The organism is Pseudomonas sp. Q12-87, from assembly GCF_001269755.1.
GTDB lineage: Bacteria > Pseudomonadota > Gammaproteobacteria > Pseudomonadales > Pseudomonadaceae > Aquipseudomonas > Aquipseudomonas fluorescens_S.
This window is the reverse complement of sequence record NZ_LHVI01000014.1, coordinates 128,338-142,932: the sequence shown is the minus strand read 5'-3', so window position 1 is coordinate 142,932 and position 14,595 is coordinate 128,338. Positions and strand designations below refer to the sequence as shown.

11 protein-coding genes and 2 pseudogenes are annotated in these 14,595 nt (G+C 53.4%); 5 read left to right on the top strand and 8 right to left on the bottom strand.

Annotation, left to right across the window (positions count from 1 at the left end):
* From AD663_RS09815 to AD663_RS09805, 3 genes are all read right to left on the bottom strand, one after another.
* Positions 1-1,563 carry an asparagine synthetase B gene (locus tag AD663_RS09815; RefSeq protein ID WP_003180286.1) on the bottom strand — a complete coding sequence of 521 codons (1,563 nt, stop codon included), beginning with the start codon at positions 1,561-1,563 and terminating at the stop codon, positions 1-3.
* Entirely contained in the window at positions 1,564-2,955 is a 1,392-nt protein-coding gene (locus AD663_RS09810) for an acetyl-CoA carboxylase biotin carboxylase subunit family protein (protein WP_003180284.1), read from the bottom strand.
* Positions 2,956-3,311: 356 nt separating this feature from the next.
* Positions 3,312-4,073: a hypothetical protein gene (locus AD663_RS09805; RefSeq protein ID WP_033045969.1), complete on the bottom strand. Its 762-nt coding sequence runs from the start codon at positions 4,071-4,073 to the stop codon at positions 3,312-3,314.
* Between the two features lie 341 nt (positions 4,074-4,414).
* Here AD663_RS09805 and AD663_RS28300 point away from each other — a divergent pair.
* The 3 genes and pseudogenes from AD663_RS28300 to AD663_RS09785 all read left to right on the top strand — a co-directional run.
* Positions 4,415-5,259, top strand: a pseudogene (locus AD663_RS28300) (IS3 family transposase); the annotation flags it as partial.
* 446 nt (positions 5,260-5,705) lie between these two features.
* Positions 5,706-5,945 (top strand): annotated as a pseudogene (locus AD663_RS28295) (helix-turn-helix domain-containing protein); the annotation flags it as partial.
* A 617-nt stretch (positions 5,946-6,562) separates the two neighbouring features.
* A complete protein-coding gene (locus AD663_RS09785) occupies positions 6,563-7,201 on the top strand; it encodes a hypothetical protein (protein ID WP_003180273.1) in 639 nt (212 codons plus the stop codon).
* A gap of 44 nt (positions 7,202-7,245) precedes the next feature.
* Here the strand turns inward: AD663_RS09785 and AD663_RS09780 are convergent, their stop codons facing one another.
* The 4 genes from AD663_RS09780 to AD663_RS09765 form a co-directional block, all read right to left on the bottom strand.
* Positions 7,246-7,995, bottom strand: a complete 750-nt coding sequence (locus AD663_RS09780) for a gamma-glutamyl-gamma-aminobutyrate hydrolase family protein (RefSeq protein WP_053213629.1) — start codon at positions 7,993-7,995, stop codon at positions 7,246-7,248.
* Between the two features lie 66 nt (positions 7,996-8,061).
* Positions 8,062-8,712 (bottom strand): NADPH-dependent F420 reductase, encoded by a 651-nt coding sequence (locus AD663_RS09775; protein ID WP_003180269.1) that lies wholly within the window; start codon positions 8,710-8,712, stop codon positions 8,062-8,064.
* Between the two features lie 138 nt (positions 8,713-8,850).
* Positions 8,851-9,813 carry an SDR family NAD(P)-dependent oxidoreductase gene (locus tag AD663_RS09770; RefSeq protein WP_003180267.1) on the bottom strand — a complete coding sequence of 321 codons (963 nt, stop codon included), beginning with the start codon at positions 9,811-9,813 and terminating at the stop codon, positions 8,851-8,853.
* Positions 9,814-9,884: 71 nt separating this feature from the next.
* Positions 9,885-10,643, bottom strand: a complete 759-nt coding sequence (locus AD663_RS09765; protein WP_003180265.1) for an SDR family NAD(P)-dependent oxidoreductase — start codon at positions 10,641-10,643, stop codon at positions 9,885-9,887.
* 152 nt (positions 10,644-10,795) lie between these two features.
* Between AD663_RS09765 and AD663_RS09760 the strand changes: the two genes are divergently transcribed.
* Together AD663_RS09760 and AD663_RS09755 are read left to right on the top strand one after the other, a co-directional pair.
* Complete coding sequence (locus AD663_RS09760) at positions 10,796-11,419, top strand: TetR/AcrR family transcriptional regulator (RefSeq protein WP_003180264.1); 624 nt, start codon at positions 10,796-10,798, stop codon at positions 11,417-11,419.
* Positions 11,420-11,717: 298 nt separating this feature from the next.
* Complete coding sequence (locus AD663_RS09755) at positions 11,718-13,703, top strand: M10 family metallopeptidase C-terminal domain-containing protein (protein ID WP_003180261.1); 1,986 nt, start codon at positions 11,718-11,720, stop codon at positions 13,701-13,703.
* Positions 13,704-14,286: 583 nt separating this feature from the next.
* Here AD663_RS09755 and AD663_RS09750 read toward each other — a convergent pair.
* The gene (locus tag AD663_RS09750) at positions 14,287-14,592 is read right to left on the bottom strand and encodes an NIPSNAP family protein (protein WP_003180259.1); all 306 of its coding nucleotides are present in this window, start codon (positions 14,590-14,592) and stop codon (positions 14,287-14,289) included.
* Positions 14,593-14,595 lie beyond the last annotated feature (3 nt).

Genomic DNA, 14,595 nt, shown 5'->3' with positions numbered 1-14,595 from the left:
TTATCCTTGGATGGCAGGGTGACTGATAAGATTTTTGTCAATATCTGCAGTTTTTGAGGTCGTCCATCCGCCGCTATGATAGTCGAGACCTTGTATCTTATATCGACTATTTGGAAGCCCAAAGCCGAACTCTTGGAATATCAAAGCAGCATTATTAACTGCATCATCTTCTAGCGGAAATGGCTTGTAATCCAGGCTCTGATTCATGGATTGAAGTACGTCAAATATGAGTCCGCCTATACCTGACCCTTCTGACATTCTCATTTTTGGTCGCCGAGTGATATAATCTGGTAATTCGAGAGAGAAGGCGTCTCTAAGCAAAGCTTTCGTAAAATCATCTCTTACATGAAATTCCATTGGTAACGAGATTATAAAATCGAAAAGATCTTTATCAAGAAACGGCACACGGCATTCCACCGTATTGAACATGCTCATTCTATCCACACGTTGTAGATCAGTTCGATACAAGTTCCTAACCTTATGTAATTGAAGTGCACGACGGTCACTGACCCCTTGAAAGAAGTCATAACCAGCAAATAGCTCGTCACTTCCATCTCCAGATAAAGCTATACGTATGCCGTCTTCTTTCATCCGGGAGAAAGCAGCATTTATAGTTAATGCGTCAGTTATATCCACAGGCTCAAACTGCTCAGACACGTATATGTGTGTTCTAATAGATTGCATGAGGTCTGCGCGATCAACATCACAAACAACTATTTTTATGCCGAGTTCTTTGCATAGTCTCTGAGCGAATACTACGTCAGATGAGCCAGGCACGCCTACCGTGTACGCGGTGACGTTATTATGATATAGGTTAGCAAGATAAAGAATAATCGCGCTGTCTAGCCCGCCAGAGAAAACTACTCCAACCGGAAGATCCGTATTAACTTGGCGTTTTACCGAAAGGTGCAGTAACTCGTTGCATTTAGCTACCGCGGACTTGCAATCAAATTTCAGCTCTATGCTTTCGCTAATTAAATAATATGCTTTTTGTTGACCATCCTCCCAATAATATCCGGGGAGAATTTCTTGTGTCTTGTTGCTCAGCCCAATCAGTGCTTTCAGTTCCGATGCGAAATAGAGGACGGATCCCACTTGAGCCCAGTATAGAGGCTTTACGCCCAACCGATCCCTCGCAGCAAAAACAGTGTTGTCTTCCGGTGAGTAGATAATAAAGGCGAATATTCCATTGAACCGGCTCAGACAAGACCTTCCCCAGTGAATATAGGCTCTAAGAACCAGCTCAGTATCTGAGCAGCCTAAAAACTCCACTCGTTGCGATAATAAAATCAATCGCAATTCATCGAGATTATAAATCTCGCCATTAAATATAATTGCGTGGCCAGAAATTTTATCTATGAACGGTTGATTATTTTCTTCTCTCTCCACGATAGGCAAGCGATTGGTACCAATGGCAGCATTAGAAAATATAAAACGCTCTCCAAATCTTTCAGCCGCGCCTCTATGAGAGATTCTCCCCAACATTTCTAATAAAGTAGCCTCAATGTCGCGCCGTCCATCAGAACTAGTAGACGTTTCAAATATTGCAGCTATCCCACACATCTAGCACTCCCCCATTAATTTGTCTTCGCTATATTCAGATACTTCGATTTCAATATTTTTCTCATACTTTTTATGGAAGTTAAGTATCTCATCTATGGACGTTGCCCTCACCCACAACTTAGCGATATAAGCTTCTTCGTTCTCTACATCGAAGAATCCATCTTTGTGCCCGTTAGTAGTAGGCAGTACCTGCGATAAAATCTCACATGCAGAATCAATTTCTGGGAGTTTTATAGCTTTGATGTAGCCTGAGCGATTTGGATAGAATAGGAGCATCGCGTATACGGCGTCCTCAGGCAAGATCGGAAGGTCATCCCCCAAATAATGCCCTATGGTCACTGGCTTATTTGTTAGGTAATTTACGTTTAAAGAATACGCATCACATGAGCACAAATCCTTAAGAGCTTCGTCCACGAAGAACCCACCCAGCCTAGGATTTACCTCAATTACCTGGGGGCCGCCTGGGGATAATTTGAACTCAACGTGTAAAAATCCGTTCTTTATCTTCAGCGCTTTTATAGAATCGCTAATAGCTGATACTATTATCGAAATTTGGTCGTTGGAAAAGCTTTGGGGCGGTGTGACTATGACCTTTTCTAATACCGTATTAGAAGTATTGCTTGTTATCATCTTTTCGAAGATTAGCATCGGGTGAATGCTACCGTCGATAACTAAGCACTCTAAAGAACCTTCAGGCCCCTCGATGAATTCTTCAATTAAAACGGAAACACCCGGAGTATATAGAACTGGGCCTTCCTCTGAAGAGCTAAGCCATTTTTTAGTTCCTGAGAAAGAACATGCTCCAGGTACGTCAGGAAATCTTTGTATGAAGTGATTGTATGCCTTTTCAAGACCCTTCCGGTCATCACATATCGAGACAAACGCCGAGCCGCCTCCATATACTGGCTTCATCACAACGGGAAATATAAGCTCATCAATAGTTTCGAAATCCCCATTGAATAGCCGGAATTTTACTGGCTTAACACCTTTTATATTGCTAAGTTGTGAACGCATTAGGTGCTTATTATTGCAGTTTTCTAGCGGCTCGGCGCTGTAATATTTGAGCCCGCATTTAATAGCGACCTCTTCAACTGCATAGTTGGCGTCCCCACGCGGTGTGACATGCGCCGGGTAACAAAACAGTCCTTTCACGTTGTATATGCGACTTAAACGTTCTATTGCGCAGAGTACTTCGCTAGTTTCAATACTATCAACCAAGACAACTTCGTCACTTTCATCGCTGGACTCCCTGATATTTTTGCTATCTTTTGCGATGATTGTTATGCATCTGATGCCCTCTTTTGCCGCGGCTTGAAAGTGAAGTTTTCTATATAAATATAATGAGGTTGATAGATAATCGTTGTCGATAAAGATTAGTATTTCGGGCTTCATGTGTAGCTCCATGATAATTGGCGTCGTTGTGTAATAAGATAGTGAGCTAACGTATGCACCGTATGCCACCCGGGTATCGGTATAGATCTTTTTGGAATTGCACTAGAAGGTTAATCTCAGCGAGATAATAAATATCTCTACTGGTTCGATCTACTGAAGTTAAATGAGCTATATGGGCAGCTGATCTCGCTCAGAAAAGGCATGACCCAGGACGTTCAGCTTGCGCTCACTCGGGTAGTTCAGCATGACAATCTATTCCCTTAGATTCTTCGCTATGCGCGTTGATTCAACTATTGTGTGAGTTGAATCTCCAGCCCTTCTTGGCCATGGTAGTCATGAAACATTTGCATAATTATTTAGTGCATTAGCTGCGGCTTTATTTTCGGCTCGCATATTTCCCAGATCCCGGGGTGGTCTTTCAGCTCGCTGAAGAAGTTATGTCGGTGATCGAAGACTTCCACCGGAAGGACGATCAGCCAAGGACACGCGTCTTTGGGTGCTTTCAGGCCCGCCGCGTGAGCGATCAGAGGACAGTAAACGATGTGGACGCGCTCTTTTTCAGGCAGGGCATGTTCCTTTGCGAGTTTGTCGAATTGAGTAACCGTCCCCAGTATGTCATCGACAGAAACGAGGCGCCGGACAACTCTTGAAAGTTCACTAAGCGCATCGGACCGGCAGGTCAAGAATCTGGGTATTCCGGCGTACCGTTTGTACTGGCGAATGATTACACCGCCGCTTTTGCCCGCGTCGAACGCGCGACTGCCGTCCACACCAACAATCCGAATCGGAAAGTCGCTGTCGTCGAGTTGCAGCACTTCGAGGAAGTTCTCAATGTCGAGCCGAGGAAAATGGTCAATTTTCCGCAGGTACGTCGGTAATAGGCAGTTGAGCAGATGGTCGATAGAGCTCTCGATGATTATCGCCTGCGAGCGATAGATCAGGCGGTTCAGCATGCATGCCGCCAAGTAGTGCTCTTCATCAGTACGAAAATTTACGATCCAGCGGTCGAGTCTAATTTTGCCGATGCCGGTGATGGCTCTTTTCTCGAGAAGGACGCAAAAACGGTCCAGGACATCCTCAAGCAGGCCATGGTTTACTTCTGGGTCATGAAAAGCCATAGACAATCCTGTGCTATGTAATCATTGCTTTTTCGCGGCCGTGTTCCCTGGCCGGTGCACTCAGACTGTGCAATAGAATTAGACTACATGCGAAACACACAGGCACGCAATACTCCGTTTACATTTTGAAACAAGCCTCCACAGTGCTAGTGTTGCGGTGTATCCCCAGCCTCCCCGACCGGTCCAGCTTATGAGACTGATCATGAAAGGCAAGCGTAAGGCCAAATGTAGGAATTGAAAATAACTGCCACATTTCGGTAACAACCACCCTCTTCTCTAATGATTGTAGTGGTCTAATGAAGCCGGACATCCATTTAGGTGAGAATGCTCGCCAGATCGAGGTGTCTGACCAAACAACGCCGTTCCTTCTTGAATCCAAGCGCGAGGCTGGCGACCTTGTGCTTAAACAAAACTACAGCTACATCGAAGCCAGCCGTTCACTCGGCATTGGTGAGTCGGCATTGCGCCGCTGGGTTGACCAGATTCAGAAAGAACATACAGGCGTCACCCCGCAGAGCAAGGCACTGACTCCGGAACAGCAAAAAATTCAGGAGCTGGAAGCCCGGATTGCTCGGCTTGAGCGAGAGAAATCGATACTAAAAGAGGCTACCGCGCTCTTGATGTCGGAAGATCCCGAGCGTTCGCGCTGATTGACCAGTTGAGCGCACATGAGCCGGTTGATTGACTGTGCAAGGTGTCTGACGTCACTCGCTCGTGCTACTACGCCCAGCGCCCGCGGCGCCGCACGCCCGATGTAGAACGGCTTCGATTGCGTAGTCGCGTCAGTGAGCTGTTCCCGCAAAGTCGCAGCTCTGCGGGCAGTCGCAGAATCCTGTCGCTGATGCGTGAAGACGGTGAGCAACTCGGTCGGTTCAAAGTGCGTAGCTTGATGCGCGAGCTTGATTTAGTCAGTAAACAACCCGTCTCCCATGCCTACAAACGAGCAGCAGTAGAAAAACTGGATATCCCGAACACATTGAACCGCGAGTTCGACGTTCCAGCGCCTAATCAAGCCTGGTGCGGCGATATCACCAACATTTGGGCGCAAGGAAAGTGGCATTACCTAGCTGTCGTCCTGGATCTTTGTACTCGTCGGATCGTGTGCTGAGCGCTGTCGGAAAAGCCAGACGCTGAGCTGGTGATCAAAGCGCTGGATATGGCTTATGAGCAGTGTGGCAGGCCTTCGGATCATCCTAGAAGCGGGGTGTGCGGACCAGCTGCCTGAGCCTTTAATCGGACGCTTCTACCTGGATCTGCAACCTCTGCATCAACTGGACATTGATATCGGAACGGCAGTGATGGAAGTGGCCGAGGGTAGGACACCAGCGCAGGTGCAAAGCGGCATCGACGCTCGACTGGCAGCCTTCAAACTACGCGAGCGCGCCCTCAAATATTTCCAAGCGCGACCGGTCGAGGTTTGGGGTAATGGTCGAAACCATGAAGTGGCCGTCTATAGAGAAGGCACCTCTCCAAGTCTGCTTCAGCCCGCGCCGTGGATGTGGGAAAGCAACGAATGGAACTACATGCTGAACGATGATTGCCCAACGTTTTGCCCCACCAAAGGACGCTGGCATTGGGAGCTTTCCTCCTCGTCCAGCGAAATGCGCCCATTGGCGACTGCGGTTTTATCGGTTTCATCGCCACTTCAAGGCAGTTACCAATCTGAGCCCTTCGCAGTTCCAGAAGCGGGTACGGCTGCTGCAGACCAGGACGCTGATGGTGGCCAATGCGAAGAGTGTCATGGCTGCGGTCTTTGAGGTTGGCTACGAAAGCGCAACTCAGTTCAGTCGAGATTACGCACGATTATTTGGACTTCCTCCTGCAAAAGATGCCGGTAGGATCCTCGGAAATATCAGCGCCGTAAGGCCCTAACCATCTCGCGGTTTAAAAATGAAACGAAGATATTCATGACCGGCAGCTATTGGCCGATTCTGTTGAAAAAGTCGGTTCGCCCAAATGGCCTGAATATTGGACGGTGAAAACGCCTTTTTTGCACGCTGCTACGTGAAATCTGAGCTTGGAAGCCTCTGCCCAAAGTTAAGATTTCAACCTCAGGCGCGTACTTTTCTGCCGTGGCAACCATGGCCGACTTTTTCAACAGAATCGGCCGAAAGCGGCCGGTCCCTAACCGACCGAAGTCGACATCGGCAAGAATCAACGCCTGGTCACTGGACGCACTGATCAAGGTGTTGTCAGTTACCAAAAATGCGTGAGCCTGAAGGGGATCGCAAAGCTGTGACAGAAGCGGCTTACCGCGACTTGAACATCACATTCGCCGAGCCGCCGGAAGACGAGCCCGTGCAATTGATCGGAGTCGCTAACGCCTGGGTGTAAAACCCGCACGTTCACCTTGGAACGGGGTCGCCAGCACATAATGGCATTAAGCCACAAACCAAGCTTCCCCAATCCCCGCGCAACCATTAAGCTCTGCTGCCCCAACGTCCGTCCAAGGGCCGGGGAAAAGGACAACCGAACAGCCAGGAGCAACCATGTCAACTTTCAAAGCCATCGCCGCCGCTATCGCCCTCGCCTCACTCGTGGGGTGCGCGACCAGCCGTTCCGAGGTCGATATCATTGGCCCCGCGCCGCAAGCCAGCACCGCCGGCCAAGGGCAGCAGGTGTACATCAGCGCAGTGGATGAGCGGGTGTTCCAGGTCGATCCCCGCAGCGCCGATATTCCTTCCTTGAAGAACGATGCGGAAGTGAACGATACCAGCGTCACCCAACGGGCCGTCGGCCGCAAACGCAACGGTTATGGCAAAGGGCTGGGCGACGTAGTGCTGCCATCGGGTCGAACCGTGTCGCAACTGGTGGGCAATGCGGTGGCGACAGCCTATCAGCAGGCCGGTTACCAAGTGGTGAGCACACCCACGCCAAGCGCCGCCAATGTGAACGTGCACATCGTCGAATACTGGTCGTGGTTCTCTCCAGGCGCGTTCAGCGTGGCGGTGAACAACAAGGCCCACCTGAAAATCGAAACCCCAGGCGCAGCGCCACTGGAAGTCATTTCCGGCGCACGCGACAGCATGCAACTGGCCACCGACAGCGATTGGAAGAAGATCAACGAACAGGGTCTCAGCGCCATCGTGACCGAGACGGGCAAGCAGTTGGGCAAGCCTAAGCCATAAGGCTCACGCCACTCACCGTGCCGTGGCGGATGCAGTCGCAGCCATCATCGCGACTGCTCCGCCCGCTTGCGACACGCCTCACCAAAAGCCTGGAATATCGCTCGATAATCCGGATTTTCCATCACCTGCCATTCCGGATGCCACTGCACGCCCAAGGCAAACGCCTGGCTGCCTTCCACCGAAAGCCCTTCCACCAACCCATCTTCGGCCACTGCCTCGACCCGCAGGCCCTGCCCCACTCGCGCAATGCCTTGGCCGTGGACAGAATTGACTTCGATCTTCTGCGCCAATCCCAACCGCGTAAGCACCCCACCCGGCTGGACGGTCAAGGCATGAGTGCGGGCGTATTGATCTTCAACGGGTTCGTTGCCCGTAGGTTCGTGCTCGGCGCCTGGTCCATCGAGCTGTTGATCGAGCGTGCCGCCGAAGGCGACGTTCATTTCCTGAAAGCCGCGGCAGATACCCAGCACCGGAACGCCCGCTTCGACCGCCGCGCGCCAGAGCGGCAGCGCCAATTGATCGCGGGCCTCGTCGTGCTCGGTGTCTGGGGGGCTGGGTGGGCCGCCGTAGCAACGGGGGTCGACGTTGGAGGGAGAACCGGTGAAAAGCAGCCCGTCCAGCCCGGCAAGGATGTGGACCGGGTCAAGCAGCGCGGGAAACACCGGCAGGATGACCGGCAATGCTTCGGCCGCGGTGGCGACAGCCTGGGCATATTTGTCGTTGCTGAGCTGGACGGTGTGCGGACCGATTTTGCCTGAGCAGGCAATGACTCCGATCATGGGCAGACGCGACATTTGACCCCCGATTTTTTATGGCAGGCGTTTATGGATCGGATTGTGGCGCGGGCTCGGTTGTTCCATTTAGCTGTTGCGCAGGGGCCGCCCGCTCTCAATATTGGCCGACAGTTGCGCGTAGGTCTGGCGCTCTTGCCGCCAGGCTGGCTGCCCTGGTGCAGTGCGCCAAGATTCGCTCAAAGGGCTGTTGTCGACGGTATCGAAACCGAACTGGTCATATAGGCGCCTCACACACTCTACGGCTTCAGGAAAGTTGCTTGAGGCTGCTAAAGCCAAGCGGTCCGGAGAATCGGCAGCCTGCCCCCACAGGTTGATTCTTGGCGCTTGGATGTGCGTGAAGGCCTTGACCACTTTGGAAGTAGGCAGCTGTTCCTGTCGCAGCTCATGAACGGTCTTCACGCCCTCGTCGACGATGGGAAACTGGCCGTCCCTCCAAGCCATATAATTATTCGTGTCGATGACAATTTTCCCTGCAAGCGCTTGCGTCGGCATGTCATTGATCATCTTCAACGCAACGGCTATGACTACAAAATCTCCTGCCTGCGCCGCGCCGATAGCCGTTGAAGCACGTGCTAACGGGCCAAGTTGGTCGACCAACGCCTTTAGTGTCTCTGGGCCCCGGGAGTTGGCGATGACGACTTGGTAGCCGTTCGCAATGGCCGCACGTGCGATGTTGCTGCCCACCTCGCCTGCCCCAATGATGCCGATGGTTGTCATGAGCAAATCTATCTCCGGTGCCAACTACCACTGGAGCTGAGTGATGCCAATCTACATCCTCAAGCTCCGCCATCTTAAAAGCGGTCCGTCACGATTCGGATAACCCCGGGTAGGTCGTGAAGGAGCGCTCACCCTTCCTTACATCTGTATCAACGCCTCGCTTTTATCCCAAAGCTTTTTACCCATCTGCGCATCCAGGGCATACGACCGAACGCCCTCTGCAAACGGAACAGGCGAGTCATTTACCGGGGCTACCGCGCAATCCTCCAGATACCGCCCTCCGATTTCGTCAGCATCGGCCACAACGGCTGCCCAGACTGATGTGGACGCTGCTTGCGCGATACTTTTAAGCTCCGCCGGCGGCAGATTTGCCTGTGAACGTGCATTGCCAACGAAATCGAATAAAGCCTGTAGCTCCTCCGGCGAAAAATGCCGAGGGAGATCAGTCAGGCTGTTACCGGGCATCACCGAGGCCGAACGGATGCCACGGTCTCGATGGCGTCTATCGAACTCGGCAGCAAAAAGAGAGACTGCGGTCTTCGAGCGTCCATAGGCGACAAATGCGTCATAGGCCTGCTGTTCAAAATTAAGGTCTTGGAGGTCAACATCGGCGACTCGGTGGGCCTGTGACGACAGCAAGATAACCCGACCGTTGTCGGCGATTAACGAGTCCAATTGCCGGATCAACGCGAAGTGCCCGAGATAATTGGTCGCGAACTGAACCTCAAAGCCATCGACCGAAAGGCCAAACGGGGTAGCCATCACACCAGCGTTGGCAATGATTGCGTCAAACCGTTTTCCAGTCTTGACCAACCGATCTGCAGCGGCCTTTACACTTCCCAGCGAGGCGAGATCAAGTTCGATCAACTCCAGATCACCCTGTCCCGGCGCGCCTGCATCGCGAATCAAAGCGGTGGCTGACTCGGCGCGATCAAGCGCCCTGGCTGTTCCCACCACACTGGCACCATGGGCGACGAGCGAGCGTGCCGTTTCCAGCCCGATTCCTGATGAGATTCCAGTGACGAGGTATTGCTTGCCGCTAAGATCCACGCCGGCAAGCACATCGTCAGCGGTTGTTTTTGCGTCGAATTTCTTTGTCATGGTGGAGTTCCGTAAAGCTCATTGGAAGATACGTTGCGCTTTGCCCGAAAGACGGCGCCCCGTTGCTGGGTTCAGATGCTCAAACCGCCGGCAATGTCGATCACACCCCCGGTGATGTACGCCCCGTTTGGGCCGGCCAAGAAACACACCAAGGCGGCGACCTCTTCAAGCGAGGCAATCCGGCGAATGGCGTGCAAGTCCAACAGCGCGTCGGGAGCCCCCTCTCCGAGCACTTCAGCCGCCATGTCGGTGGGCATCACGCCGGGCTGGACCACGTTGGAGGTAATGTTGCGAGGGCCCAGATCACGCGCCACGCCCTTGGCGTACCCGGCGATGGCCGCTTTGGTGCCTGCGTAATCGGCAGCACCGGCGAACGGAACGTGGCCACCTAACAGAGAACCGATGAAGATGATCCGTCCACCGTCAGTCAGCAACGGTGCCGCCGCGCGTGTAGTTGCTATGGTTCCCATGACATTGATCTGCCACTGACGATCCAGATTCACAGTATCGAGATCCGGAGCGTCAACGGTCTTGCCCTGTACAGCGATCGCTGCGTTGTTGACCAAGATGTCCAGGCGCCCGAAATGAGCAATTACGGCGTCGACCATCGGTTTGGCCGAGGCCATGTCCGCCTGATCACTCTTGATAGCCAGCGCGCGTACGCCTTTAGCTTGTAACTGCCTGACGACCTCTGCTGCTTTTTCAGCAGACGCCACATAGCTGATTGCAACATCAGCACCCAGTTCGGCCAGTGCCATGGCCGTGGTTGCGCCTAGCCCTCGCGAACCGCCTGTAATAAGTGCCACCTTACCGATCAACGAACGATGCATGAGCGACCACCTTTTGCTGTGAAGAAACACTACCGGGGCGGCGTACATTTTCCATACTGCCCATTACGATAACGATCGTTAGTTAATTTGAGTTTACACAGGCTGTCAACGTATTTAATATCGGTCGTTATGAAAAAAGCCGAGGCCAACTGATGGGGCGACATCGCGAATTCGATCTTGATGCGGTGCTGGATGCCGCCCTTTCCGTCTTCTGGCGCAAAGGGTACGAAGGCGCGTCGTATACCGACCTTACGCAAGCAACGGGCGTTGAACGTCCTGGTCTCTACTCGGCCTTTGGCAACAAGCAGGCCCTGTTTCTGCGGGCGCTCGATCATTACTACACGCACTACCTGGATTTCTTTCAGGCAGCGATGGATCTCCCGACTTCACGGGATGTGGTCGAACACATACTGCGCAGAACGGTGGAGTTGAATACGCGGTTTCCGGATCACCTAGGGTGCTTGGGCATTCATGGAGTCCTGGCTGGCTCCGACGATGCTGAGCCCGTTCGTCAGGCCCTGATAGATGCACGAGCCAACGGTGAAGCGTCATTACGCGAGCGCTTCGAACGCGCGAAGCTTGAAGCCGACTTGCCACAAACAGCCAATAGCGCTGCGCTGGCCGTCTACTTGCTGGCGGTGCTCCACGGCATGGCTGTCCAGGCCAAGGCCGGTTTTAGCAGCGATGTCTTGGAGTTGGTCGTTGACCAGACTTTGGCAACATGGCCTTCCAATGACGGCGTCGCCAAGGTGCGTAAGTCTTCAGAAAAGCAATGAGGCGTTCGGCTGGATTGGCTCGGGCGTGGCGTAAAAATTCTTCGACCCAATGGAAACCTGATTCTCGCAGTCGTATCAGCTAGTTAGCTGTTAAATAAGTGCCATTCGGGACGGATTTATTTCCAGCAAATAAATCTGTCCCCTTTTCACGTATTCCTCTGCGCAGGCGCCGGAAACTGGTCGCATCCCCAGCAGAGCAAGAAGCCCATCCAACAACCTCCCGTCGTCTCGTCACTGGAAACCCCACTGCCCCGTGTCTATTGTTTTTGGCGACAAAATCGCCATTGGAGGCATAGACATGAGCCAGCGTATTTCAACCGCCGCTTCAGCTGTTCGGCATACAGGCATGGTAGCCACGACACTGTGGGGCTCAGACAACGTCGCCGGTATCGCGGTCGATCCGGACGGCACTGTCTGGCTTGGCGCTTACAGTCGGCTGGGACTAGGGGGCGAAGAGGATTCGGGTTTCACCGGCAGTCTGGTCCGGTTCAATGCCGACGGTAGCCTGGACCGCAACTTCAGTGGAGACGGTAAATCCTTGCTCCCTGTGGCGCTCGATATCGAGGACGGCGGTAATGGCGCGGTGCAGCCGGGAGGGGGCTATCTGGTGGCGCAGTATGTGAAGGTAGGCGACGCCTGGGTGTCTGGCGTCAGTCGTACCTTGGCTGATGGCAGCCTCGATACCAGTTTTGGGAACGACGGCACCGCGCTGGTGCCCTTCTACTGGAATGACTCTTTAGGCCAGCAAGCATCGTTCTCTGTCCAACGCGACGGCAGCTTTTTCGCAAGTGCTGCGTATCCCTCTGGGGAGATCTACATTGCCCGCTTCGACGCGACGGGGACCTTGATCTCATCTTTCGCAGAGGCTGGGGTCCTGCACCTACCTGAGTCCATCGGCATTCAACCCAGCGGCACGATCGACGTTTCGTTGCAGGGAGACGGCAAGGTATTGGTCACGGGGCGAGACACCCTGACCCGCCTCAACCCGGACGGCACGCTGGATACCAGCTTTGCGAATGGGGGCAGCCTGGCCCTGAAGGTTCACGCCGACGCCCTCGTGATACAGGACGATGGCAAGATCCTGCTGGCCGGTGCCTCGGGCGGAGTTGCGGTCGTCATCCGACTCAACGACGACGGCTCGCTCGACACCGGTTTCGGTGATCAGGGTGAGGCACGTTGGGGCTCGGAAAGCGCGCCTTTCGCCGTAGCCGATATGATCGTGCTGGCCGACGGCAAGCTATTGATCGGCGGAAGCCAAGGCACCCGCGCGGATGGCTATCTGGCCGCCTTGGTTCAGTTGAACGCCGACGGTAGCCTGGACCACAGCTTCGGCAATCCCGACGACGGCTATTACCATCTCGACGGTGGCCGCGAGGACGACTTTTTGCTAGGTACCGCCTCGTTCGACGATGCGATCGTTGGCGGGGCCGGTGACGATCTGCTCGATGGCCAGCAAGGTCGCGATCTGCTGACGGGCGGCGCCGGGGCCGATACGTTCCGGTATCAGTCAGTCACCGACAGTTACCGGACTGCCACCGAAGCTCATAGCGACCGAATCACCGACTTCGACCCCAGCACTGATACGATCGATCTCTCCTCCCTGGGCTTCCTCGGGTTGGGCAACGGACATGACGGCACGCTTGCGATACGAGTCGATGAAAGCGGGACGAGGACCTACCTCAAGAGTTTCGATGCCAACGCGGATGGGGAGCGCTTCGAATTGGTCTTCGACGGTGACTTGAGCCAAACCCTGAATGAAACCAACATCCTGTTCCAGCAAGCCAGGTTGATGGGCACCGTTGGGACTGATCGTTTACAAGGCAATGCTCGAGGCGAAACCATCGAAGGGTTTGAGGGCGATGATCGCCTTTATGGAGCGCTGGGCAATGATGTATTGGCTGGCGGAGCGGACCGGGACGTATTGGTGGGTGGCGGTAATAACGATGTGTTCCGCTTTGACGAACTGAGCGACAGCTACCGCACCGCCACCGAAAACCATACTGATCGCTTGATTGACTATACGGCCGGGGAAGACGCCATCGATTTGTCTGCCTTGGACTTTACCCGGCTGGGGAATGGTTACAACGGCACGTTGGACGTGGTTGTCAACGAAGCCAAGAACCTGACCTACTTGAAGAGTTACGAAGCCGACGCATCTGGGGCTCGATTCGAGCTGAGCTTGGTAGGGGATCACTCCGGTTACCGTGACTTGAACATCATCTTCGCCGAGCCGCCGGAAGACGAGGTGGTGCAATTGATTGGAGTCGCTAACGACTGGGTGTAGGACGTACTTCCGGTTATTCCTTGCCTTGGGCCGTACCCGAGGCATTGGGGTAGGCAGCCCAGTGGTAAATAGACAGTGTCCTGCTAGCCTCCTTACATAGCCTGCGTGCCGTCCTTGTCGCGCGCCCCTTGATAAGTCTCGTTCTAGAGCGACGAAAATGCGAGATGGCGTATTTAGCTAACGACAGAGGAAAAGGCCATGAAATACCGCTGTCCTGGCTGTGGTTACATCGCAGACTCCTTGCCGCCCAACCCATAGATGTCCTGCATGTGACAAATTTTCCCATGGGTGGCTGAGTTATGACTGGGAAAGCTTTGCTTTAACGAAACGTCGTCATATCGCCTATAACCTGCTGATCATCGGCGCAGTGCTAATCAACTTTCTTACAACGATCACCTCGAAATCAGCCGACGCACGCATGTGGCTGTTCAACTTATTAATTATTCCAGCGGTGTTCAGCTTGTTTTATTGCCGAGAGCGGCTTGGAACAAAATCAACCTATGAGGGGCATAGCGGCAGGTCTATGCGTCCCTGGTTTATCGGTGGCTGGGGTTGACGAGTGGATAACAAATCGCCTCTCCAGTCATTCAAGCAAAGGGCGCATAAAGCTTCTTTCGTAGCTCAAGATAAATTTCAACTCAGTCGCCTCTTCCACTAAACGTACACATTCCTGATCTTGTGCTGCCGCCTGCCTATATCGCTCGTAATCGGCGAGGTTGGCAAAACTGAATAAGCAATACGCAATATTGTTGGCCCCTTCGGCGGGCAGGAAATAGCCGTGATGCTGACCGCCCAAGCGGGTCACCAGTCTGATCCATTGGCGGGAGTAGCGTTCGAACGCATCGACCTGATAGGGGTCGATGACATATTTGACGTGGCAGGTAATCATGGG